General features: G+C 63.2%; 22 protein-coding genes. All 22 read left to right on the top strand.

Annotated elements, in window-relative coordinates:
• Positions 1-27: 27 nt before the first annotated feature.
• On the top strand, positions 28-3,537 hold the full coding sequence (locus tag ACYRGX_RS11830; protein ID WP_473052673.1) for a glycosyltransferase: 3,510 nt from the start codon (positions 28-30) through the stop codon (positions 3,535-3,537).
• Between the two features lie 233 nt (positions 3,538-3,770).
• Positions 3,771-4,955 (top strand): flagellin, encoded by a 1,185-nt coding sequence (locus ACYRGX_RS11835; protein ID WP_473052674.1) that lies wholly within the window; start codon positions 3,771-3,773, stop codon positions 4,953-4,955.
• 82 nt (positions 4,956-5,037) lie between these two features.
• Complete coding sequence (locus tag ACYRGX_RS11840) at positions 5,038-5,412, top strand: flagellar protein FlaG (protein WP_473052675.1); 375 nt, start codon at positions 5,038-5,040, stop codon at positions 5,410-5,412.
• A gap of 82 nt (positions 5,413-5,494) precedes the next feature.
• The gene (fliD, locus tag ACYRGX_RS11845; RefSeq protein WP_473052676.1) at positions 5,495-6,922 is read left to right on the top strand and encodes a flagellar filament capping protein FliD; all 1,428 of its coding nucleotides are present in this window, start codon (positions 5,495-5,497) and stop codon (positions 6,920-6,922) included.
• Between the two features lie 319 nt (positions 6,923-7,241).
• Positions 7,242-7,616: a flagellar export chaperone FliS gene (gene fliS / locus ACYRGX_RS11850; RefSeq protein WP_473052677.1), complete on the top strand. Its 375-nt coding sequence runs from the start codon at positions 7,242-7,244 to the stop codon at positions 7,614-7,616.
• 14 nt (positions 7,617-7,630) lie between these two features.
• Positions 7,631-7,927 (top strand): flagellar protein FliT, encoded by a 297-nt coding sequence (locus ACYRGX_RS11855; protein ID WP_473052678.1) that lies wholly within the window; start codon positions 7,631-7,633, stop codon positions 7,925-7,927.
• A 151-nt stretch (positions 7,928-8,078) separates the two neighbouring features.
• On the top strand, positions 8,079-9,548 hold the full coding sequence (locus ACYRGX_RS11860) for a sigma-54 dependent transcriptional regulator (RefSeq protein ID WP_473052679.1): 1,470 nt from the start codon (positions 8,079-8,081) through the stop codon (positions 9,546-9,548).
• Between the two features lie 196 nt (positions 9,549-9,744).
• Positions 9,745-10,908 (top strand): sensor histidine kinase, encoded by a 1,164-nt coding sequence (locus ACYRGX_RS11865; RefSeq protein ID WP_473052680.1) that lies wholly within the window; start codon positions 9,745-9,747, stop codon positions 10,906-10,908.
• A complete protein-coding gene (locus ACYRGX_RS11870) occupies positions 10,905-12,311 on the top strand; it encodes a sigma-54-dependent transcriptional regulator (RefSeq protein WP_473052681.1) in 1,407 nt (468 codons plus the stop codon). Before ACYRGX_RS11865 ends, ACYRGX_RS11870 begins: the two co-directional genes overlap by 4 nt.
• A gap of 177 nt (positions 12,312-12,488) precedes the next feature.
• Positions 12,489-12,821, top strand: coding sequence for a flagellar hook-basal body complex protein FliE (gene fliE, locus ACYRGX_RS11875; RefSeq protein ID WP_473052682.1), 333 nt, complete (start codon positions 12,489-12,491; stop codon positions 12,819-12,821).
• Positions 12,822-12,835: 14 nt separating this feature from the next.
• Positions 12,836-14,632 carry a flagellar basal-body MS-ring/collar protein FliF gene (gene fliF, locus ACYRGX_RS11880; protein WP_473052683.1) on the top strand — a complete coding sequence of 599 codons (1,797 nt, stop codon included), beginning with the start codon at positions 12,836-12,838 and terminating at the stop codon, positions 14,630-14,632.
• Positions 14,625-15,641 (top strand): flagellar motor switch protein FliG, encoded by a 1,017-nt coding sequence (fliG, locus tag ACYRGX_RS11885; protein ID WP_473052684.1) that lies wholly within the window; start codon positions 14,625-14,627, stop codon positions 15,639-15,641. The genes fliF and fliG overlap by 8 nt, the downstream gene beginning before the upstream one ends.
• A 1-nt stretch (position 15,642) precedes the next feature.
• Complete coding sequence (gene fliH, locus ACYRGX_RS11890; protein ID WP_473052685.1) at positions 15,643-16,452, top strand: flagellar assembly protein FliH; 810 nt, start codon at positions 15,643-15,645, stop codon at positions 16,450-16,452.
• On the top strand, positions 16,442-17,794 hold the full coding sequence (fliI, locus tag ACYRGX_RS11895) for a flagellar protein export ATPase FliI (RefSeq protein WP_473052686.1): 1,353 nt from the start codon (positions 16,442-16,444) through the stop codon (positions 17,792-17,794). Before fliH ends, fliI begins: the two co-directional genes overlap by 11 nt.
• Before the next feature lie 92 nt (positions 17,795-17,886).
• Entirely contained in the window at positions 17,887-18,339 is a 453-nt protein-coding gene (gene fliJ, locus ACYRGX_RS11900) for a flagellar export protein FliJ (protein ID WP_473052687.1), read from the top strand.
• 84 nt (positions 18,340-18,423) lie between these two features.
• Positions 18,424-18,729: an STAS domain-containing protein gene (locus tag ACYRGX_RS11905; protein ID WP_473052688.1), complete on the top strand. Its 306-nt coding sequence runs from the start codon at positions 18,424-18,426 to the stop codon at positions 18,727-18,729.
• A gap of 4 nt (positions 18,730-18,733) precedes the next feature.
• Entirely contained in the window at positions 18,734-20,425 is a 1,692-nt protein-coding gene (locus ACYRGX_RS11910; protein WP_473052689.1) for an ATP-binding SpoIIE family protein phosphatase, read from the top strand.
• Between the two features lie 73 nt (positions 20,426-20,498).
• On the top strand, positions 20,499-20,846 hold the full coding sequence (locus ACYRGX_RS11915) for an Hpt domain-containing protein (protein WP_473052690.1): 348 nt from the start codon (positions 20,499-20,501) through the stop codon (positions 20,844-20,846).
• Between the two features lie 56 nt (positions 20,847-20,902).
• Positions 20,903-22,288, top strand: a complete 1,386-nt coding sequence (locus tag ACYRGX_RS11920) for a flagellar hook-length control protein FliK (protein WP_473052691.1) — start codon at positions 20,903-20,905, stop codon at positions 22,286-22,288.
• Between the two features lie 178 nt (positions 22,289-22,466).
• Positions 22,467-22,994 carry a flagellar basal body-associated protein FliL gene (gene fliL / locus ACYRGX_RS11925; protein WP_473052692.1) on the top strand — a complete coding sequence of 176 codons (528 nt, stop codon included), beginning with the start codon at positions 22,467-22,469 and terminating at the stop codon, positions 22,992-22,994.
• 9 nt (positions 22,995-23,003) lie between these two features.
• Entirely contained in the window at positions 23,004-23,975 is a 972-nt protein-coding gene (gene fliM, locus ACYRGX_RS11930; protein ID WP_473052693.1) for a flagellar motor switch protein FliM, read from the top strand.
• A 54-nt stretch (positions 23,976-24,029) separates the two neighbouring features.
• A complete protein-coding gene (fliN, locus tag ACYRGX_RS11935) occupies positions 24,030-24,500 on the top strand; it encodes a flagellar motor switch protein FliN (RefSeq protein ID WP_473052694.1) in 471 nt (156 codons plus the stop codon).

A 24,500-nucleotide genomic window follows, 5' to 3' on the forward strand; every position in this document is an offset into this window, starting at 1 on the left:
CCTGATTTCTCAAGAGGTACGCCCGTCATGCCTGCGATGGTGACCATTGCAATTCCTGCCTACAAATCGGCGTTCTTCGAGGAGGCGCTGCAGAGTGCCCTGGCCCAGACGTATTCCGATATCGAAATTCTCATCTGCGATGATCGGCGTGACGATGCCATTTCTGAGGTGGTGGCCCGCCTGACGCCGGGGGCCCGCTTCCCGATTCGCTATTTCAAGAACATCCATCAGCGGGGCGAGCTGCTCAATACCGAGAAGACGATTCGATTTGCCGAAGGCAAGTACATCAAGTTCCTGCATGACGACGATGTGCTGGAGCCTGACGCGGTCACCCAGTTGGTAGCGGCTCTTGAGAACACGCCGGGCGCTGCCATGGCGAGTGCTCGACGGCAGCGGGTGGGTGAGCACGGCGAACCGCTGCCGGACATCCTCGCCACCTGTTGCCCCTTCGATGGCGACGTGCTGGTGCAGGGGGATGATCTGGTGTCGTTCCTGGGCGACTACACCATCAACTTCATTGGCGAGCCGAGCAGCGTGCTATGCCACCGTGAGCATCTGCTCGAATTGGGTATTGAGCTGATGATGCTCAATGGCAAGCCCATCGACTGGGTGGGGGACCTGGCGCTATACGTGAAATTGCTGAAGAAGGGCGGATTGGTGTTTCTGTCCAGGGCGCTTTCTCGCTTCCGGGTCTCGAGGAGCCAATTCAGCCAGGCCGGACGCGATCAACCAGGCATCGGCAGCCAGGGACATGCCAATTTCAGAGCAGCGTTGCGCGAGTTGGGCTGGGTCAGACCGCAGGCGAACCATCGAGTGAGAGTGGCGCCGCTGAACTCGCCGGACCAGTGGCAAGCGTTCGACCTCGTGCAAGGGCTCGTGCAAGTGCACGGGCGTGCTCGTTCCGAGGAGAGCGTGCAGCAGTGGCTTTCTGCCAGGGTGCCTACGCCTGTGCAGCGGCGACTCATCGATGGCTATCTGGCCCATGCCAAGGTGCCGCGCTTGGCGGTTGTGCTGGCAGGCGTAGCTGTTGATCCGGAGGCCGCGCAACTCACCCTGGACAGCCTCACCCTCTGCGCCGCGTTCTATCCCGAGCTCGAGGTCGTCATCGTCGGTGACGGCGGTGGCGATGCGCGCGAGGCTGGGCTGGTTCAGCGGCGGGTTGCGTTGGCGCCGGAAGGGTTGGCCGCGACCTTGAATCAACTGCTTGGCGAACTCGAGGCGCCCTGGGTACTGCTGGCCCAGGCGGGCGAGGAGTTCACCCCATCGGGGCTGATGATGGCGGGGCTCGAATTGTCCCGCAGCCCTGAGTGCCGTGCGCTGTATCCCGATGAGGTCTACCGCCAGGCCGGCGGGAAGCTGGCGCCGGTCCTCAAGCCCGATTTCAATCTCGACATGCTGTTGAGCTTCCCGGCGGCCCTGGCCAGTCACTGCCTGTTCAGTCGCGACGCGCTGCTGGAGATGGGTGGCTTTGATGCCGCGTTCGACGGCGCACTGGAGCTCAATGCCCTGCTGCGGCTGATCGAAGCGAGTGGTCTCACGGGCTTGGGGCACCTGTCGGAGCCGTTGGTCATTAGGGACGGGATTACCGCCGCGGCAGAGGCCGCCGAGGCGCGAGCGATTGCCGCGCATCTGCAGGTGCGTGGATATGCCAACTCGGCCGTGCAGTCGGCGGGTCCCGGATTGTTTGCCATTGACTATGGGCATGAGCCGCTGGGGACCGTAAGCCTTCTGCTGCAGGTCGGTAGCGACCTCGGGCGGCTGCAGCATTGCGTTGAGAGCATCCTGGGCAGCACCCGCCACCCAGGATACGAGCTGCTGCTGGTGGCCTGCGAAGCGCAGCTGACACCCGAGATGAGCGAGTGGTTGGACGGTATCGCCGGCATGGGCGAGGCCCAGCTGCGGGTAGTGCGGGTGGCTGGTGATCACCCCGGGGTAGCGTTGAACCAGGCTGCCGCCGCGGCGCTGGGTGACTACCTGCTGTTGCTCGATGGCGAGTGCGCGGTATTGCAGGAGGATTGGCTGCAGCAGTTGCTGAATCACGCGCAGCGGCCCGAAGTCGGTGCGGTGGGGGCTTTGCTGTTGGCGCCGGACGGTACGGTCAGTCATGCGGGCTTGTTGCTGGGGCTGGACGGTACGGTCGGTCGGCCGTTTTTCGGCAAGTCGCTGGACCATGACGGTTACCTGCAGCGGTTGCGCGTGGATCAGAACTACTCGGCTGTCAGCGGCGAATGCCTGATGCTGGCGCGGGAGGTCTTCCTGGCCGTTGGCGGGCTAGACGAGAGTGAACTGGGGCGCCGTTGGTTCGACGTGGATCTTTGCCTGCGCTTGCGCGAGGCCGGCTACCTCAATGTCTGGACGCCCAGGGCGCGGTTGGCCCTGCACCGCCTCGAGCGCCCGGCGCCAAGTCCGCAGCAGCAGGACGAGCTGTTTGCCCGCTGGTTGCCAGCCTTGGCGCGGGACCCGGCCTACAACCCCAATCTCAGTCTGCAGGCCGGTGGTGACTTCCGGCTGGCCGAAATTCAGCAGGCCTGGCGGCCGCTGATGGCATGGCGACCCGTGCCGGTGGTATTGGCGCATCCGGCGGACAATTTCGGTTGTGGTCACTACCGTGTGATCCAGCCTTTCCATGCGCTGAGGGACGCTGGACTGGTGGATGGTGAGCTGTCACCAGAGCTGATGCAGGCGGTGGACCTTGAGCGCTACGACCCGGACGTGATCGTGTTGCAGCGCCAGGTCAGCGAGGCGCGGCTGGAGACCATGCGGCGCATGAAGGCGTTCTCGCGGGCCTTCAAGGTGTATGAACTGGATGACTACCTGCCGAACCTTCCGCTGAAGAGTCCGCATCGGGAAAGCATGCCCAAGGACATCGTCCGTTCGCTGCGGCGGGGGCTGGGCTATGCAGACCGGTTCGTGGTCTCGACTGAACCATTGGCCGAGGCGCTGTCGGGCTATCACGCGGATATCGTGGTCGCGGAGAACCGCTTGCCGGTGCATTGGTGGGGTAACTTGGCGGCCGAGCGGCGGGTGTCGGCGAAGCCTCGGGTCGGCTGGGCCGGGGGGCGAGGGCATACGGGTGACCTTGAGTTGGTGGTCGATGTGGTCAAGGCGCTGGCGGAGGAGGTGGATTGGGTGTTCATGGGCATGTGCCCTGATGTGCTCAAGCCCTATGTCAAAGAATTTGTGCCCGGGATGCAGATCGAGCTCTATCCGCAGCGACTGGCCGCCATGAACCTCGATCTTGCCATTGCGCCGTTGGAGCAGAACCTGTTCAACGAGTGCAAGAGCAACTTGCGCCTGCTGGAATACGGCGCCTGTGGATTTCCGGTGATTTGCACCGACATCCGGCCTTACCAGGGGGCATTGCCGGTCACGCGGGTTCGCAACCGTTATCGTGAGTGGGTGGACGCGATTCGCATGCATGTGTCGGATCTGGACGCCACCGCGCGGATGGGCGATGAACTGCGCCGGACGGTGCATGAAAACTGGATGCTGGACAGTGCTGCGCTGCAGCGCTGGCAGGCCGCCTGGCGGGTTTGAGGTGGCGCTAAAGTTTCCCGGGCGGCAGTCGATACGTGGGTTGAGCGAGTCGCGCCACCGGACCAAAGCCTCACCTTGAAGATTTCGTAAAAAAGGTGAGGGCAAGCCCTAAAGGTTCTGATGGTCAGGCCGATAAGCCTTACGAACGCGAACTCTAATGGTTGCCTGGAGATACAGGCCTCGAGTCGCACACCAGGCAAACACGTAGTTAGGTCCGATGGAGGACATTCACCATGGCTCTTACCGTCAACACAAACATTGCGTCCCTGAACACCCAGCGGAACCTGAGCTCTTCTTCCCAGTCGCTGAATACCTCCCTGCAGCGCCTGTCGACCGGTTCGCGCATCAACAGTGCCAAGGATGACGCTGCCGGCCTGCAGATCGCCAACCGTCTGACCAGCCAGATCAACGGCCTGAGCGTCGCTACCAAGAACGCCAACGACGGCATCTCCCTGGCGCAGACCGCCGAAGGCGCACTGCAGCAGTCGACCAACATCCTGCAGCGCATGCGTGATCTGTCCCTGCAGTCCGCCAACGGCTCCAACAGCGACTCCGAGCGCACTGCACTGAACTCCGAAGTGAAGCAGCTGCAGAAAGAACTGGATCGTATCAGCAACACCACCACCTTCGGTGGTCGCAAGCTGCTCGACGGTTCGTTCGGCGCCGCCAGCTTCCAGGTCGGCTCGGCCGCCAACGAGAACATCAGCATCGCCATCGACGAAATGAGCGGCGATTCGCTGGAAGGTAACTACTTCAAAACCGCATTCGGTACTGCCTCTGCCGGTGCTGCCACTGCCAGTGGTGAGGTTACCTTGACCGTGAACTACTCGGTCGACGGCGTGGCGACTTCTGGCGAAGTCAAGGTAGAACTGCAGAAAGGCGACAGCGCGGACACCGTGACCGCCAAGATCGCTGCCGGTATCAACGATGCCAACCTGGGCTTCAGCGTGCAGAAGGACGGGGACGACGCTTACCAGGTCATCTCTGGCGCCGATGCCAGCGATGCCACTACGCCGACCTTTACTAGCGTGAGCTTCGCGGATACCGATGGCACCGGCGCGGCCTTTACTACTGTCACCGGTTCGACCACTGCAGAGACGGCCGCTACGATCAACGACATCGACATCAGCGATGCTGCCGGTGCGCAGTCGGCGGTACTGGTCATCGACGACGCGATCAAGATGATCGACTCGCAGCGTGCGACGCTGGGTGCGGTGCAAAACCGTTTCGACAACACCATCGCCAACCTGCAGAATATCAGCGAGAACGTCACGGCTGCCCGCGGCCGGATCCAGGACACCGACTTCGCTGCGGAAACGGCGAACCTGACCAAGAACCAGGTCCTGCAGCAGGCAGGCACCGCGATCCTGGCGCAGGCCAACCAGCTGCCGCAGTCGGTCCTTAGCCTTCTGCAGTAAGCTAAGGTATAACGCTGCCACTGGCTGCGGGGGGAAGCGCTACGCGCTTCTCCCCGTTTGTCCTTTGCGAGGGTAGACGAAAATGGACATTGGGATAGGTAATTCGCAGGTGTCAGGGGCTACTCGAGTAGCATCAGCCACGGTAGCGGAGGCTCCTGTGCCTATGACCAACGAGAGTGCGCTGGCCGTTGCCAGCACGGTGAGCACCGAGAGCACTCCGAGTGATCCGTCGGACAGCGCACCGATGGAAGAAGCTGTCATGTCGATGCGGACGTTCGCGCAGAAGATCAGCCGAGATCTGGACTTCAGCGTAGATGATTCGTCCGGCAGGATCGTGGTCACGGTCACTGACACCAATTCGGGAGAAGTCATTCGCCAGTTGCCTTCCGAAGAAGCTTTGCGCCTGGCGGAAAGCCTGGATGAGTTACGCAGCCTGATGTTCAAGGCTGAAGCCTGAGCGTTGGCACGCAAGTTGACTGTCTATTCAGCTTGAGTGGCTGGGACGCACAAGGCGTCAACTAACTGACGAGGTGAAGAAAATGGCAATTGGTGGCGTAACGACCGGCATCAACTCTGGTTTGCCGATCAGTGATCTGGTCAATGCCATGGTCGACGCGGAGCGTGCTCCGAAAACGGCCCAGTTGGACCGTCTGTCGAAATCCACCGAAACCAAGTTCTCCGCCTTGGGCACGCTGAATGGTGCGTTGAACACCTTTCAGACCGCCATGAAGAATCTCAACGATGCCTCGTTGTTCGAGAAGCGCTCGGCGACTTCGAGCAACAAAGAGGCACTGACCGCGACCGCTGGAAAAACAGCGGCGGCCGGTACCTACAAGATCGAGGTTCAGAATCTGGCCCAGGCCAGTAAAGTCGCTACGGCGGTCGTCGATGGCTCCTTCACCAGCGGTGATGCGTCCTCGACGTTGCGCGTGCAGCTCGGGAGCGACGACGAGGGCGTCGAGGTCAATATCGCCGCCAATTCCGATCTCGCGAGTATTCGCGAGCAGCTCAATACCCAGCTGGCCGACAAGGGCATTACGGCAAGCGTACTCACTGACCCCTCGACAGGAACCTCGCGGCTGGTTTTCAGCAGCAATGAAACCGGTCAGGGCAAGGACATCATCGTCAGCGCGGACGATGGTTCACCGTTGCAGGGTTTGGCTGTGGATGGTCGCGTGGCTCTGGGCGATAGTCCGGCGGCTGGCAGTGCCGGCTATATCACTCAAGCGAGCAACGCGACCTTCAAAATCGACGGTCTTACCCTCAGCAGCCCCACCAACAGCGTAACGAATGCGATCGAAGACGTCAGTTTCGACCTGAACGGCGTAACCGAGGCGGGTAAACCGCTGACGCTGAAGGTCGGTCAGGACAGTGCGGCAGTAAAGGATAGCGTCAAGAAATTCGTCGATGCCTACAACGCGCTGATCAAGACCAGTAACACCCTGACCAATGTCACTCCGGTGGGGGAGGATGGTGCGCCCGTCGTTGGCGGCCTGGTTGGCGATGCGACGGTACGCAACTTGCTCAGTGGCATTCGTAACGAGCTGGTTGCGCCCAGTAGTCAGGGCGGCAGTTTCCGTATCCTGGCTGACCTGGGAATCACCACGCAGCAAGACGGTACCATCGCAATCGACGATACCAAGCTTGACGCTGCGCTCGAGAATAATTACGACGACCTGGCCAAGCTGTTTACCGGTGATAAAGGACTGATGAGCCGGCTCGACGGCAAGATTTCGGCCTACACCCAGACCGGTGGGATCATCCAGCAGCGTCAGCAGGCGCTGGAGGCGACTCGCTCGGATATCACCAAGCAGCGTGAGGATCTGGCGCGTCGTGTCGACTCCATGCAGACCCGCATGCTCGCCCAGTTCAATGCAATGGATGCGCTTATCGGACAGCTGAATGGCACCAGTAGCCAGTTGGAGTCCGCACTGGCCAGCTTGCCAGGCTTCACCAAGCGCGACTAAGCCGTCTCCGGATGGCTACGCGTGCTTGGGAGGAGTTGTGGTCTTTTCCTTGCGCGCGCGTCCGGCAGCATGGGGCGATGTGGCATGGCCCGCTGCGTAACCCAGCGCTCTTGAGCTGACCCACCCTATGGTCGTTCTTCCGGTGATTCAGCCTCTGGGTAGAGTACACTCTGAGGTGCTTCATGGGCTTTGGCAGGCCACGATTGTTACGGCAACGCTGATGCTGTGAAATGCTCGTTTCTGCTTACGCTGCTCTAAAGCTTCGACGACCGATGCCGATACATGAAGTATTCTCGCTTCACACTGGAGTACAGCCTTCATGAATGCCACGGCAGCAATGCGTCAGTATCAGAGCGTCAACACTCAGGCCAAGGTCGTTGATGCCAGCCCTCATCGTCTGATCCAGATGCTCATGGAAGGTGGACTGACGCGCTTGGCACAAGCGCGTGGCGCCATGGAGCGCCAGCAGTACTCCCTGAAAGGCGAGTCGCTCGGTAAGGCCATTGCCATCATTGGCGGACTGCGCAGTGCTCTGGATCTGTCCCAGGGGGAACTGGCTCAGAACATGGATAGCTTGTACGACTACATGATTCGTCGCCTGACCGAGGCCAACCTGCATAATGACATGCAGCGTATCGACGAAGTCTCGGCACTGATGCACGAGATGAAGGCCGGCTGGGACGGCATCGCTTAACGGAGAGCGGCACCATGAGCGCAACCGTAAAACAACTGCAGGGTACGCGTAACGCCTTGCAAGACGCACTGCAGGCTCATGACTGGGATGCGGTGAAGCGTCTGGATCTGGAATGCCGTCAGGTGGTCGAGCAGGCATTGCTCGACGCCGAATCTGATACTGACGCACTGGTGGGCTGCATGCAGGACCTGTTGGTGCTCTACCGCGAGTTGGTCGGGACCTGTACCCAGCAGCAGCGCAAGTTGGGCGAGGAACTTTGTGAGTCGCAGCGCTCGCGCAAAGGTGCTCAGGTTTATCAATTGTTCGGATGAGTCAGCGCTTTTGAGCGTTGACATAGCGCAGGAACCCGGGCTTTGCCCGGGTTTTTTACGCCATTAATTTGACTCTTGTATGAGTTTTCTCTTAACTAAGAGCGTTTTGTTACCGTCAGGTAGCAGCGAATCCAGCTGTCGGGAAGACTCCATGTGGCGTGAGACCAAGATTCTACTGATCGATGACGACGACGCTCGGCGCAGGGAGTTTTCGATCATCCTCAATTTTCTGGGTGAGGATCACTTGGCCTGTCGCAGTGGCGACTGGCGGGCGACCATCCAAGGTCTGAGTTGTAGTGCTGATGTGTTATGCACGATGCTGGGTACCGTCGAGGCGGGCGGCGCCCCCGAGTTGCTGCAGCAGCTATCGGAGTGGGACGAGTTTCTGCCCTTATTGCTGATCGGCGATTCGCAGGCGGCGGACTGTTCTGAGAGCCTGCGCCAGCGCGTGCTCGCATGCCTGGAGATGCCGCCCAGCTACAACAAGCTGCTGGACTCCCTGCACCGAGCCCAGGTGTACCGCGAGATGTACGACCAGGCGCGTGAACGCGGCCGCCAGCGTGAGCCGAACCTGTTCCGCAGTCTGGTGGGTACCAGTCGGGCCATCCAGCAGGTCCGCAAGATGATGCAGCAGGTGGCCGACACCGAGGCCAGCGTGCTGATCCTCGGCGAGTCTGGCACCGGCAAGGAAGTGGTGGCGCGCAACCTGCATTACCATTCTCGCCGACGCGAGGCGCCGTTCGTTCCGGTGAACTGCGGGGCGATTCCCGCTGAACTGCTGGAAAGCGAACTGTTCGGCCATGAGAAGGGGGCTTTCACCGGCGCTATCACCAGCCGAGCAGGGCGCTTCGAGTTGGCCAACGGCGGTACGCTGTTCCTCGACGAGATCGGTGACATGCCGTTGCCGATGCAGGTCAAGCTACTGCGTGTGCTGCAGGAGCGCACCTTCGAGCGCGTGGGCAGCAACAAGACGCAGAGCGCCGACGTGCGCATCATCGCCGCCACCCACAAGAACCTGGAGAAGATGATTGAGGACGGCAGTTTCCGTGAGGACCTGTTCTATCGACTCAACGTCTTCCCCATCGACATGGCTCCGCTGCGTGAGCGTGTCGAGGACATCCCGTTGCTGCTCAGCGAGTTGATTTCGCGGATGGAGAACGAGAAGCGCGGCTCGATTCGCTTCAACTCCGCGGCGATCATGTCGTTGTGTCAGCATGACTGGCCGGGCAACGTCCGCGAGTTGGCCAACCTCGTCGAGCGCATGGCGATCATGCATCCCTATGGCGTGATCGGCGTCGGAGACCTGCCGAAGAAATTCCGCTACGTCGACGACGAGGATGAAGAGCTTGCCGCCAGCTTGCGTGAAACATTGGATGAGCGCGCGGCGCTGACCAGTCAGCAACCGGTGCTGGGCACCGCGCTGGCGATGCTGCCCCCCGAAGGGCTGGACCTCAAGGAATACCTCGGCAACCTCGAGCAGGGGCTGATTCAGCAAGCGCTGGACGAGGCCGGTGGGGTGGTTGCGCGGGCCGCGGAGCGTCTGCGTATCCGGCGCACCACGCTGGTGGAAAAGATGCGCAAGTACGGCATGAGCCGCAAGGACGAGGACGGAGAGGACTAGCGCGCGACGTGCGCCCAAGGCCCGCCTGGTGCAGACCACGCGGGCCTTTTTCATGTCCATGCCTTGCGTCGTGCGCGCTGATTTCTTGACGCTAAGAATTCAGATTATTGATTATTAAGGGAAAAATATAGCGGCACGGCAATTGCTTGATGGCTGGCAAGTGACTGTATGTCGACACGCAAGCCGCGAGGATCACATGACCGCCCGTGCTCTGGACTCGAATTCGCAGCAGCTCTCCAGCGAGCTTTCCGCGCGCCTGGGCGAGCAGTTGAGCGAATCCTATGGCTTGCTGTCCGCGAAGATGGATGAATTGCAGGGCCAGTTGGCCCGCGCCAGCGCCGAGCGCCTGAGTCAATTGGCGGAAACCGAGCGCCTCGCCCAGCGCCTGCAGAGCCTGCTCGACCTGTTGCCCGGCGGGGTGGTGGTGATAGACGGCTCCGGCCAGGTACGCCAGAGCAATCCCGTGGCGCACCAACTGCTCGGCGAGCCATTGCTCGGTGAGCCGTGGTGGCGGGTGATCGGACGGGCCTTCGCGCCGCGCCAGGACGATGGTCATGAGGTCTCCCTGCGCGATGGCCGGCGGCTGTCGATCGCCACCCGCTCGCTGGATGGCGAGCCGGGCCAACTGGTACTGCTCACCGACCTCACCGAAACCCGGCGCCTCCAGGAGCAACTGGCGCGTCATCAGCGGTTGTCGTCGCTGGGGCGCATGGTCGCTTCGCTGGCGCATCAGATCCGCACGCCACTGTCCGCCGCGCTGCTGTACGCCGCGCACCTGGAGGCGGGCGGCTTGCCGGTCGAGCAGCAGCAACGTTTTGCCGGGCGCCTGAAAGAGCGCCTGCAGGCGTTGGAGGCACAGGTACGCGACATGCTGGTGTTTGCCCGCGGAGACTTGCCGCTGCAGGATCGGGTCAGCGTCGGCGAGCTGTTCAGTGCCCTGCAGCGCGCCGCCGAGCCCCGCTTGGCGGGCAGCCGCCAGCGCTGGCAGTGCGATGCCGGCCGGCTGCTGCTGCAATGCAATCGCGACACCCTGGTCGGTGCGCTGATGAATCTGCTGGAGAACGCGCTACAGGCCGATCCCGAGTGCGCCCTGAAGGTCCATTTCTATCGGCGCGGCGAATGCCTGCGTCTGTGCGTCAGCGATGACGGGCCGGGGATCGAGGCGTCCGTGCTGGCGCGGTTGGGCGAGCCCTTTTTCACTACCCGTACCACTGGCACCGGGTTGGGCCTTGCCGTGGTCAAGGCGGTGGCGCGGGCCCATGGCGGTTCGCTCCGCCTAGCGTCGCGTCCTGGGCGCGGCACCTGTGCCTGTATCGAATTGCCGCTGGCGTCTGCCGCCGTAGGGGAGCTCAACCCATGAGTGGTCGCATTCTGTTGGTCGAAGATGACCGCGCCCTGCGCCAGGCGCTGGGCGACACCCTGGAACTGGCCGGGCATGCGTATTTGGCCGTCGCTTCGGCCGAGGCGGCGCTGCGCGCACTGGCCGCCGAGCGCTTTGCCCTGCTGGTGAGTGACGTGAACATGCCGGGGATGGATGGCCACGGCCTGCTCGAGCAGGTCCGCAAGCTTCATCCGCAATTGCCGGTGCTGCTGATGACGGCCTATGCCTCGGTGGAGCGCGCGGTGGACGCGATGCGTCAGGGCGCGGTGGACTACCTGGTCAAGCCGTTCGAGCCGCGGCGACTGCTGGATCTGGTGGCGCAGTATGCGCTCTGCCAGGTGGCGGCGGATGCCGAAGGCCCGGTCGCGGAGGCACCGGCCAGCCGGCAACTGCTGGAGCTGGCGCGACGGGTGGCTGCCAGCGATTCGACGGTGATGATCCTCGGTGAGTCGGGAACCGGCAAGGAAGTGCTGGCGCGCTACATTCATCGGCATTCGCCGCGCGCGCAGGCGCCGTTCGTGGCGATCAACTGCGCGGCGATTCCCGATAGCATGCTCGAAGCCACCCTGTTCGGGCACGAGAAGGGCAGCTTTACCGGCGCGAGCAATTCTCAGCCGGGTAAATTCGAGCAGGCGAACGGCGGCACGTTGCTGCTCGACGAGATCTCCGAGATGCCCCTGGCGTTGCAGGCCAAGCTGCTGCGGGTGCTGCAGGAGCGCGAAGTGGAGCGCGTCGGCGGGCGCCGGGCGATCGCCCTGGACATTCGCATCCTGGCGACCAGCAACCGTGACTTGGCTGCGGAGGTGGCTGCCGGTCGCTTCCGTGAAGACCTCTACTATCGGCTCTCGGTGTTCCCGCTGGCCTGGCAGGCATTGCGCGAGCGCCCGCAAGACATCTTGCCGCTGACCGAGCGTCTGCTGGCGCTGCACGCCGAGCGCATGCGCCAGCCGTTGCCGCGCCTGGATCCCGCCGCGCGGGCGCTGCTGCAGTCCCATCCCTGGCCGGGCAACGTGCGTGAGCTGGACAACGCCGTGCAGCGTGCGCTGATTCTCCAGCGCGGCGGCCTGGTGCGGGCCGAGGACCTGTGTCTGGCGACCCCCGTAACGCCGGCGCCGCTTCGGCCGGCGCCCGTGGCCCTGGTAGCCATGCCCCTGACGCCTTCCGATGCCACCAGCGGGCCGCCAGAGGACGCCGCCGTGGCGCTGGGTGATGACCTGCGCCGCCGTGAGTTCGAGGTGATCATAGATACCCTGCGCGCCGAGCGCGGACGGCGCAAGGAAGCCGCAGATCGCCTCGGTATCAGCCCGCGAACGCTGCGTTACAAGTTGGCGCAAATGCGTGACGCCGGCCTCGATGTCGAGGCGTCGCTGTACGCCAGTTGAAGGACGCGCCGGCTTCCCGGCAGCTATTTCAATCCCCCTCTTGGGCCCGTTCCACACGCTGAAGGGCGCGTGGATACTGGGCTTTCCGGCTGAATCCGAAAGTTGGCATCGCGGTTGCAAGTTCCCTGGCAGAAAGCTGCGGAGCGTCAATATTCCGCACCTGCTGGAGGAATCACGATGACCCAGGGTGTTCAGTTCAACCGCCTCATGCTGGAAATGCGCGCCATGCAGGCGGACGCCATGTCGCGTGCCAAGCCTGTCGAGGCGGAGCCGTCCAAGGTCGGTGCGCCCAGCTTCGCCGACATGCTCGGTCAGGCAGTGAATGGTGTCGCTGAGACGCAGAAGGTGGCATCTGAGCTCTCGACAGCGTTCGAGATGAAGCAGGGCGGGGTCGATCTCACCGATGTGATGATCGCATCGCAGAAGGCGTCCATCTCCTTTCAAGCCGTGACCCAGGTGCGCAACAAACTGGTCCAGGCTTACCAAGACATCATGCAGATGCCGGTGTGAGGACGAACTAGATCATGGCCGACGCAATCGCAACCGTACCCTCGAGAGCGGCTGGTTCCCAAGAGCCGCGCAAGCCGCTGCTGGGTCTGTCGTTCCTGGAGAATCTCGCGCAGATGAGCATGCTGCGCCAGGTTGGGCTGATGGTGGGCCTGGCCGCGAGCGTGGCCATTGGCTTCGCCGTGGTGCTCTGGTCGCAGCAGCCGGACTACCGCCCGCTGTTCGGCAGCCTCTCCGGGGTGGACGCCAATCAGGTGGTCGAAGCGCTCAGCGCCGCCGATATCGACTACCGCATCGAACCGAATTCCGGCGCGCTGCTGGTGCGTGCGGACGATATCGGTCGCGCTCGTTTGAAAGTGGCGGCCGCCGGCGTGGCGCCGAGCGATGGCAACCTGGGCTTCGAGATCCTCGACAAGGAGCAGCCGCTGGGTACCAGCCAGTTCATGGAAGCGGCGAATTTTCGTCGCGGCTTGGAGGGTGAGCTGGCGCGGACCATCTCGGCGCTCAACAACGTAAAGGCCGCGCGCGTGCATCTGGCCATCCCGAAAAGCTCGGTATTCGTCCGCGATGAGCGCAAGCCTAGCGCCTCGGTTTTGCTCGAGCTGTATTCCGGTCGGGCGCTGGATCCGGGGCAGGTGCTGGCGATCGTCAATCTGGTGGCCACCAGCGTGCCGGAGCTCGACAAATCCCACGTCACCGTGGTCGACCAGAAGGGCAACCTGCTGTCCGACCAGCAGGGGATGTCCGAACTGACCATGGCCGGCAAACAGTTCGATTACTCGCGCCGCATGGAAAGCGTCTATACCCAGCGCGTGCATAACATCCTGCAGCCGGTGCTCGGTTCTGGTCGATACAAGGCCGAGGTCTCCGCTGACGTGGATTTCAGCGCGGTGGAGTCCACCGCAGAGACCTTCAACCCCGACCAGCAGGCGCTGCGCAGCGAGCAGTCGGTCAGCGAGCAGCGCAGCAGCTCCAGTGGCGGCCCGCAGGGTGTGCCCGGTGCGCTGAGCAACCAACCGCCAGCCGCAGGCGCAGCGCCGCAGCAGGCCGGTGGCGGTGCCGCCGCCGCCGGTGCGATACAGCCGGGCCAGCCGCTGGTGGATGCCAACGGCCAGCAGATCACCGATCCGGCAACCGGTCAGCCGATGCTGGCGCCGTATCCCAGCGATAAGCGCGAGCAGGCTACGCGCAACTACGAGTTGGATCGCTCGGTCAGCTACACCCGTCAACAGCAGGGGCGCCTGCGTCGCCTGTCGGTGGCGGTGGTGGTGGATGACCAGGTGACGGTCGACCCGCAGACCGGCGAAGCCAAGCACACGCCCTGGAGTGCCGACGAATTGGCGCGTTTCACGCGTCTGGTGCAGGATGCGGTGGGCTACGATGCCAGCCGCGGCGACAGTGTCAGCGTGATCAACTCGCCCTTCGCGCCGCAGCAGGTCGAGGAATTCAGTGAGCCGGCGTTCTACTCGCAGCCTTGGTTCTGGGACATCGTCAAGCAGGTGTTGGGTGTACTCTTCATTCTGGTGCTGGTGTTCGGTGTGCTGCGTCCGGTGCTGCGCAACGTGACCGGCAGCAACAGGGAGCTGGCGGTTGCCGGCGGCGCCGCGGGCATGGGTGGCGGGCTGGCTGGCGGCGACGGCCTGGATGGAGACATCAGCGAGGATCGCGTCAGTCTGAGCGGGCCGCAGAGCATTCTGCTGCCGAGTCCCACCGAGGGTTATGATGCGCAACTCAATGCCATCAAGAGCCTGGTGGCCGAAGACCCGGGCCGTGTTGCCCAAGTCGTGAAAGAGTGGATCAACGCCGATGAGTGATACTCGCGCTCCTCTGAAGATGAACAAGGTCGACAAGGCCGCCATTCTCTTGCTGTCGCTCGGGGAAGCCGATGCCGCGCAGGTGCTGCGCCACCTCGGCCCCAAGGAGGTCCAGCGCGTCGGCGTGGCCATGGCGCAGATGCGCAACGTGCAGAAAGAGCAGGTCGAGAAGGTGATGGGCGAGTTCGTCGAGACCGTCAGCGTGCAGACCAGTCTGGGGGTCGGTGCCGACGGCTACATCCGCAAGATGCTCACCCAGGCACTGGGCGAGGACAAGGCGGGTAATCTCATCGACCGTATCCTGCTCGGTGGCAGCACCAGCGGCCTGGACAGCCTGAAGTGGATGGAGCCGCGCGCGGTGGCGGACGTGATTCGCTACGAGCACCCGCAGATCCAGGCGATCGTGGTGGCCTATCTCGATCCGGACCAGGCGGGTGAAGTGCTCAGTCACTTCGACCAGAAGGCGCGTCTGGACATCATCCTGCGCGTCTCTTCGCTGAATACCGTGCAGCCCTCGGCGCTCAAGGAACTCAACACTATCCTGGAGAAACAGTTCTCCGGCAGCGGCAACGCCACCCAGGCCAACCTCGGCGGCGTCAAACGCGCCGCGGACATCATGAACTTCCTCGATGCCAGTGCCGAAGGGCAGCTCATGGATGCCATCCGTGGTGTCGATCAGGACCTCTCGGCGAAGATCGAGGACCTGATGTTCGTCTTCGACAACCTGGTCGATGTCGACGACCGGGGCATTCAGGCGCTGCTGCGCGAAGTGTCCTCCGATGTGCTGGTGGTCGCCCTCAAGGGCGCCGACGAAGGCATCAAGGAGAAGATCTTCAAGAACATGTCCAAGCGCGCTTCGGAGCTGCTTCGCGACGACCTCGACGCCAAGGGGCCGGTGCGCATCAGCGATGTGCAGAGTGCGCAGAAGGAAGTGCTCAGTGTGGCGCGGCGCATGGCCGAGGCCGGCGAGATCGTGCTAGGCGGAAAAGGCGGCGAGGAGATGGTCTGAGGTGGTATCCAAGCCCAAGCCGGAGGAAGAAAGCGAGCTCATTCGCGCCAGCGAGGTCAATGTCTTCGACCGTTGGTCGCTGCCCAGTTTCGATAGCGATGACGAACGCCAGCCCAGTGCTGGCTTCGTCGTACCTGCCCCCGTGGTTGCGCCGGAGCCGGTGTCAGAGCCGGAAGCTTCGATTGAGGAAGTGCCCGTCGAGGATGTCGAGCCGCTTACCCTCGAGGAGCTCGAGGCGATCCGCCAGGATGCCTACAACGAAGGCTTTTCCGCGGGCGAGAAGGACGGTTTCCACGCCGGACAATTGAAGGCCAAGCAGGAAGCGGACGTGGCGCTCAAGGCCCAGCTGGAACGGATGGAGTCGCTCATGCGGCATCTCTTCGAACCCATCGCCGAGCAGGACCGGGAGCTGGAACAGGGCATGGTCGACCTGCTCGGGCATGTGGTGCACCAGGTGATCCAGCGCGAACTGCAGATCGACTCCAGCCAGTTGCGGCAGATCCTGCGCGAGGCGCTGAAGCTGCTGCCGATGGGCGCGGAGAACGTGCGCATCCACGTCAATCCCCAGGACTTCGAATTGGTCAAGGCACTGCGCGAGCGCAACGAGGAGAGCTGGCGCATCCTCGAGGACGAATCGCTGTTGCCTGGCGGCTGCCGGGTGGAGACCGAGCAGAGCCGGATCGATGCGAGCATCGAGACGCGGCTGGCGCAGGCACTCAAGCAGCTCTTCGAGCAGAAGCGCGAGCAAGGCCTGCATCCGCCGGCCCCCGACATTTCCCTGGAACTGGGCGAGGGCGACGATGCGCCTTGAGCGGACCAGCCTGGCGCGGCGCCTGGCCGGCTACCAGGATGCGGTGAAGCTGCCGGCCCAGCCGATCATCGAGGGGCGCCTGCTGCGTATGGTCGGCCTGACCCTTGAGGCCGAAGGTCTGCGCGCCGCCGTGGGAAGTCGTTGCCAGGTGATCAACGACGGCGCCTATCACCCGGTGCAGGTGGAGGCCGAGGTGATGGGCTTCGCCAATGGCAAGATCTACCTGATGCCGGTCGGCAGCCTGGCCGGTATCGCACCGGGGGCGCGCGTCGTGCCGTTGCCCGAAAGCGGCCGCTTGCCGATGGGCATGAGCATGCTCGGACGGGTGCTCGATGGTGCGGGACGCGCGCTGGACGGCAAGGGTGGGATGAAGGCGGAAGACTGGGTGCCGATGGATGGGCCGACCATCAACCCGCTCAACCGTGATCCGATCCATGAACCGCTGGACGTCGGTATCCGCGCTATCAACGGTTTGCTCACCGTTGGCCGCGGCCAGCGGCTGGGCCTGTTCGCCGGTACCGGCGTGGGTAAGAGCGTGCTGTTGGGGATGATGACGCGCTTCACCAAGGCCGATGTGATCGTCGTCGGCCTGATCGGCGAGCGTGGTCGCGAGGTCAAGGAATTCATCCAGGAAATTCTTGGCGAAGAGGGCATCAAGCGTTCGGTGGTCGTGGCCTCGCCGGCGGACGATGCGCCGCTGATGCGTCTACGTGCGGCGATGTACTGCACGCGGATCGCCGAGTACTTCCGCGACAAGAAGATGAACGTGCTGCTGCTGATGGACTCGCTCACGCGCTTTGCTCAGGCGCAGCGCGAGATCGCCCTGGCGATCGGCGAGCCGCCAGCGACCAAGGGCTATCCGCCGTCGGTGTTCGCCAAGCTGCCGGCGCTGGTCGAGCGTGCCGGTAACGGCGAGCCGGGCGGCGGCTCCATCACGGCGTTCTACACGGTGCTGTCGGAGGGCGACGATCAGCAGGACCCTATCGCCGATGCCGCTCGCGGCGTGCTCGACGGCCACTTCGTGCTGTCCCGTCGCCTGGCGGAGGAGGGGCATTACCCGGCGATCGACATCGAGGCGTCGATCAGTCGTGTGATGCCGCAGGTCGTCAGTGAGGTTCACTTGCGTAATGCCCAGCGTTTCAAGCAGCTCTGGTCGCGCTACCAGCAGAGTCGTGACTTGCTCAGCGTGGGCGCCTATGTCGCCGGTGGTGATCCGGAGGCCGATCTGGCCATCGCCCTGCAGCCGAAGATGGCAGCCTTCCTGCGGCAGGGTCTGCGCGAAAGCGAACCGCTGGAAGACAGTGCCGCCCGCCTGGCGGCCTTGATCGCTGCGAAGCCCTAGCTGCTATCCTTCGGCAATGCCCTTGATCTGGAGTTTCTCGATGTTCTACGCCGGCTGTTTGCTCATCGCGACTGCAGCGGAGCACTGAGCGCGTGGCCGATCCGCGCGCGGCGCGCTTGCGGCCGGTCATCGAGATGGCCGAGAAGACCGAACGCGAGGCGGCTCGGCAGATGGGGGCCGCGCAGCAGCAATTGAGCCAGGCCGAGATGCAGTTGGGGCAATTGCAGCGTTATCGTAACGACTACCAGCAACAGTGGATCGAGCGCGGGCAGCAAGGCGTCTCCGGCGAGTGGCTGATGAACTATCAGCGCTTTCTCAGTCAGTTGGAGACTGCGGTGGGCCAGCAGCAGCGGTCGCTCGACTGGCACCGGCGCAATCTCGACAAGTTGCGCGAGACCTGGACCGAAGCCAATGCGCGAGTGGAAGGGCTGCGCAAGCTGGTGCAACGCTACGAGGACGAAGCGCGCAACCGCGAGTCCAGGCGAGAACAGCGGCAGATGGACGAGCTGGCGCAGCGATTATTGTCCCGGCGCGACGAGTTTTGACGCGCGGCGAATGTATTGCTCCGCCGATGCGGCAGATGTTACACCTGCCGCATCCAGGCAATCCGGCATAGGAGTTGCGGTTCCATGGCAATTACATCTCAGGCGTCCGGTGATGGTCAGCAGTTGACCATCATGATCCAGGGGCGTTTCGACTTTTCTACCCACCAGCAGTTTCGCGATGCCTACGAAGAAGCGGGCGTGACGCCGCAGCGTTACGTGGTGGACCTGCGTGGTACTACCTACCTGGATAGCTCCGCGCTCGGCATGCTCCTGCTGCTTCGTGACCACGCAGGCGGGGAGCAGGCGGATATCAAACTGGTCAACTGCAGTCAGGACGTGCGAAAGATCCTGGCGATCTCCAACTTCGATCAATTGTTCGTCATCGGTTGAGTTAATGGGCGCCTCGCTGGTCATCCTCGTCGCCGAGGACAATCCGGCGGACCGTCTGCTGCTTGCCGCCATCGTGCGCCGTGAGGGGCACCGGGTGGTGACCGCGGCTAACGGAGAAGAGGCGCTTGAGGTCTTTCGACGAGAGCGTCCGCACCTGGTGCTGATGGACGCGCTGATGCCCGTGATGGACGGCTTCGAGGCCGCGCGGCGGATCAAGGATGAGTCCGGCGAAGCGCTGTTGCCGGTGATCTTCCTGACGTCCTTGAGCGACTCCGAGGCGTTGGCGCGTTGCCTGGAGGCGGGCGACGACTTTCTCGCCAAGCCCTACGATCGGGTCGTGCTGGCCGCAAAGATTCGCGCCATGGATCGCTTGCGCCGACTACAGGCAACGGTGATGGCGCAGCGCGACCTGATCGCGCGCCAGGCCGAGCACATGCTCGCCGAGCAGCGGGTAGCCAAGGCGGTGATCGACAAAGTGACCCATTCCGGCTGTCTGGATGCGGAGAACATCCGTTACCTGCAGTCGCCCTACGCGTTGTTCAACGGCGATTTGCTGCTGGCCGCCTACAAACCCTCCGGCGGCATGCACCTGTTGCTTGGCGACTTCACCGGGCATGGTTTGACGGCGGCCATTGGCGCCATGCCCCTGGCCGAAGTGTTCTACGCGATGACGGCCAAGGGATTCACCATGGCGGACATCCTTTGCGAGATGAACGCGCGGCTCAAGCGCATTCTTCCTGTGGGGGTGTTCTGCTGCGCGGCGATGCTCAACCTGTCGTTCCATCGGCGTCTCGTCGAGGTCTGGAATGGCGGTCTTCCCGATGGCTACCTCGTGCGCGCGACGGGGGATTTCTTGCCGCTGGTATCCCGGCACCTCCCCTTGGGCGTACTGGAAGCAGATGCCTTCGACGAGACCTATGAAGTCCATCCGCTGGACCCCGGGGATCGTGTCCTGCTGCTTACCGATGGCTTGATCGAGGTGCGCGACGAACGCCAGCAGCAGTTCGGCGAGGAGCGACTGCTCAAGATTTTGCGCGGCGGGCGCGAGGGGGGGCGGCTGTTCGGTGAAATCCAGCAAGCCCTACAGCGCTTTCGTGGCGAGGCGGAGGATGACGTCAGTCTGCTAGAGGTCTGTTTCGAAGATGATCTTCCGCTCGCCCGGCGCAAGGTCTCATTCTCCGATACGGGTGAGTTGATGCCGCTGGATTGGTCGGCGCGCTTCGCCTTCGGCCCCGAAGCGCTGCGTGCGGCCAATCCGTTGCCCTTCTTGTTGCACCTGTTGCTGGAGGTGCGTGGCCTGCGCAGCCAGACCGCGGCGCTCTACACCGTGCTCACCGAGCTGTATGCCAATGCGCTTGACCATGGCGTACTGGCGCTGGACTCCTCGCTCAAGTGCGATCCGAGTGGTTTCAGTCGCTATTACGAGGAGCGGCGACGACGCCTGGCGGCGCTGCAGGAAGGCGAGGTCAGTTTCGATCTGAGGTTGATTCCCGAAGGTAAAGGCGGGCGCTTATGCCTTTGTGTCGAGGACAGTGGTGAGGGGTTCGACGTGGCTGCCCGACTGGCGTCGCCGATTACCCAGGGCAGCCTCTCCGGCCGCGGGCTGCGGTTGATCACCCAGTTGACGCAGAATTGTCGGTGGTACGACGAGGGCCGAGGGGTAAGCGTGGAGTTCGCCTGGGGCCCTGATGCATAATCCGCCGGAGGGGCGGGCCAGGAAGGGCACGGCCTCTCCAATCTTGCTGGACGCCTGCCTGGAGGTCGACGTGATGGATCGCCCGTTGGACCCTGACACCCTGCTCGCCCTGCGCGAGATCATGCAAAGCGAATTTGACGCGTTGCTCAATGCCTATCTGCTCGATGGCCGCCTGAAGCTTCAGCAGATGCGCAGGGCATTGACCCTCGGTGACCGCGATGCTTTGCGGCAAACGGCCCACAGCCTCAAGGGAAGTAGCCTGAATCTTGGCGCCTTGGCCATGGGTGATTTCTGCCTGAAGCTGGAACTGGCTGCCCCGGATGCCCAGGCCGCCGAACTCGGTAGTTTGCTGGCGCAGGGCGAGGCGTTGTTCCGGGAGGCGGAAATGCAAATACGCGAGGAACTCGGCGGAGGGGCGTGATGGCATGCTGCTTGCTTAATCGTAAGCAGTGATGCCTATTCCATCGGAGACACCTCATGCCTTCCGGTCTGACCCTACCCAGCGTTCTCTTATCCAGCTCCGGCCAGCCCGCCGGTCTTGGCCCCGTTCCTCGTGCCGATCAGGTTTCGACGCGAAGCGACTCGTCCTTCAGCGAGGTCTATTCCCAACAGCAACGTCAAAGAGCCGACGACCGCGCTCCCAGGGCTGACGCTTCCCGCGACAATGAAACGTCACGGGCGCGGCCTCGGGACAGGTCTGCCGAGCGAAGTGACGACAAGCGTGCCGAGCGAGACGATGACAACGTCACGCAGAAATCCGCCAAGGAAGACACCGCGCCCAGCAAGACCGAGGAGGGTAAGCCATCCTCGGATGACAAGGACATTGCCGCTAGGGGCAAGACCTTGCCGGCCGATGACACGCTGGAGGACGAACCGCCGCAAGAGGATGGGGCGCTCGATCCGCTCTTGCTGCTGGGTTTGGAGGAGGCCTCGAGCACGACTGAGAGCGTCTCCTCGAAAGAGGACGAAGACGTCGCCAGTGAGGAGGACGACGCCAGCGATCCGGCACCGGTGCTGACCATGCCATGGCTTCCCGCTCTGCCGGCGACCGCCGTCAATGAGGCAACGGGGGCCGAAGACGCGTCGACCGATGGGACACTCGGCACGACCGTGGCCGGGTTCAAGGAGGCTGCTGTGGCGCAGGGGTCGACCTCCGGCAAGACCGCTGTGCTGAACGCCGATGACCCCTCTGCGCAGACGCTGCCCGATGCGTCGGCGGAGGATGAACCCTCCACCGATGCTCAGGCTGAAGTTGCAGCCTTCGCACGCCTGCTCGATGGCAAGGGTGGGGCGGCGGAGGCCGGCGGACGCAGCGAAACCGCTCGTAGCGATGCTCAGGTCGCCGGGCTTTCTGCGACCTCGGCAACGGCTCAGGCCCGCCCCGCAAATCCGCAGGCGACCCAGGTGCCTGGGGGCGCTCTGAACATGCAACAGGGTGAAGTGAGCGAGGCACTGGCCGACCGGGTGATGTGGATGTCCAGCCGCAACCTGAAGAGTGCCGAGATTCAGTTGCATCCCCAGGAATTGGGGCGCCTGGAAGTGCGTATCGACCTGCAGCAGGACCAGACGCAGGTGACCTTCGTCAGTCAGCACGCAGGCGTTCGCGATGCCCTGGAATCTCAGATGAACCGTCTGCGCGAGATGTTCCAACAGCAGGGAATGAACCTGGTGGACGTCAACGTTTCCGATCAGTCGCGCAACTGGCAAGGCCAGAGCAGCAACGATGGGCGGCAGGGCGGCGGCTCCGGTACGGGTAGCGCCATGGGCGTGTCCGGTAATGACGACGGCGGCAGTGCCCAGGTCATGGAGCTCAATGGTCTGAGCGGAGCCGTGGCCCGTGGGTTGGTCGACTTCTATGCTTGATTAGGCGCCGTGGCCGTTTCCGCCAAGAACGCGGGTGGGCCATTCGCGGCTGGCGAACGACGCGGCAACGTACCCCAGCTCGGGCCGTTACCCTACCCACGGCTCGCCAGCTGACTTACCATGCGCGTCCAAGCCCTTGATGGCTTGTGGTTATCCGATCCTGCGCGAGTATCCATAGATGGCGAAAAAGGCACCCAAGGCACCCACGGAACCCGGCGTCGATGGTGGCAAGGGCAAAGGCAAGCTCAAGCTGATCCTGCTCGCTGTAATCGGTTTGATACTGATCGCCTCGATCACCGCCGGGGTGATGTGGTTCTTGCTGGGCGGCAAGTCGGAGGAGCACGCCGCACCGGAGGAACACGCGGCTGCCGAACCGGCAGCACCCAGCCCGGCCCTCTACGAAACGCTCGCGCCGGCTTTCGTGGTCAACTTCAATTACGAGGGACGCCAGCGCTACATGCAGGTATCGCTGGCGCTCATGGCGCGTGACAAGGCCTCTCTGGATGCGTTGAAGGCCTACATGCCGGATCTGCGCAACCGCCTGGTCATGCTGTTCTCCTCGCAGAACGTGGAGACGCTGATGACCCCGGTGGGCAAGGAAATGCTGCGCCAGCAGGCGACGACGGCCGTTCAGGAGCTGGCCCAGCAAGAGTTGGGCTCTCCGGTCATCGAGCAAGTGCTGTTCACCAACCTCGTGCTGCAATAGGAGCTAGCGATGGCCATCCAGGACTTGCTGTCCCAGGACGAGATCGACGCGCTGCTGCACGGTGTCGACGACGGCGTCGTCGAGACCGAGAGCGAGGTCGAGCCTGGCGCCATCAAGAGCTACGACCTCACCAGCCAGGACCGCATCGTCCGTGGGCGCATGCCCACGCTCGAGATGATCAACGAGCGCTTCGCCCGCTATACCCGGGTCAGCATGTTCAATCTGCTGCGCCGCTCGGCGGATGTTGCGGTGGGCGGCGTGCAGGTGATGAAGTTCGGTGAGTACGTGCACTCGCTCTACGTGCCCACCAGCCTCAACCTGGTGAAGGTGAAACCGTTGCGCGGTACTGCGCTGTTCATCCTCGATTCGCGTCTGGTGTTCAAACTGGTCGACAATTTCTTCGGCGGCGATGGTCGCCATGCGAAGATCGAGGGCCGCGAATTCACGCCGACCGAGTTGCGCGTCGTGCGCATGGTCATCGACCAGGCGTTCGTCGATCTCAAGGAGGCGTGGCAAGCGGTGATGGACGTCAGCTTCGAGTACATCAACTCGGAGGTGAACCCGGCGCTGGCGAACATCGTCAGCCCCAGCGAAGTGGTCGTGGTCTCGACCTTCCACATCGAGCTGGATGGCGGTGGCGGCGACATGCACATCACCGTGCCGTACGCGATGATCGAGCCTATCCGCGAGATACTCGACGCCGGCTTTCAGTCGGACCTCAACGATACCGACGAACGTTGGGTCAAGGCCTTGCGCGAGGACATCCTCGACGTCAAGGTGCCACTGAACTCGACGGTCGCGCGCCGGGCGCTGAAAGTGCGGGACATCCTGCATATGCAGCCCGGAGACGTGATTCCGGTCGAACTCCCCGAACACATGATCCTGCGGGCCAACGGCGTGCCGTCGTTCAAGGTCAAGCTGGGGGCGCACAAGGGCAATCTGGCGCTGCAGGTGCTCGGGCCGATCGACCGCTCGCACTGACGCGAGCCTTTCAAGGCGCCGCGTCGCGGCGCGAGATTCTTTCGAGGAGCCATGATGGCAGACGATGAAAACCAACCCGAAAGCCCCGAAGAGCAGGCGTTGGCCGATGAGTGGGCGGCGGCGCTGGCCGAGGCCGGTGATACGCCACAGGATGACATCGATGCACTGATGGGCCAGCAGGCCGCCAAGCCTTCCGCGCCCCGCGCGCAGATGGAGGAGTTCGGCGGCAGTGCCAAGGGCGGCGGCGGCCCGATCAGCATGGACGGCCCGAATCTGGATGTGATCTTGGATATCCCTGTGTCCATCTCCATGGAGGTCGGTAACACGGAAATCACCATTCGCAACCTGCTGCAGCTCAACCAGGGCTCGGTGGTAGAGCTCGACCGCCTGGCGGGCGAGCCACTGGACGTACTGGTCAATGGCACGCTGATCGCCCATGGCGAGGTCGTGGTGGTGAACGAGAAGTTCGGCATCCGTTTGACCGACGTGATCAGCCCCAGCGAACGCATTCGTAAGTTGCGTTGA

It is taken from the genome of Pseudomonas sp. R4-15 (assembly GCF_055768815.1).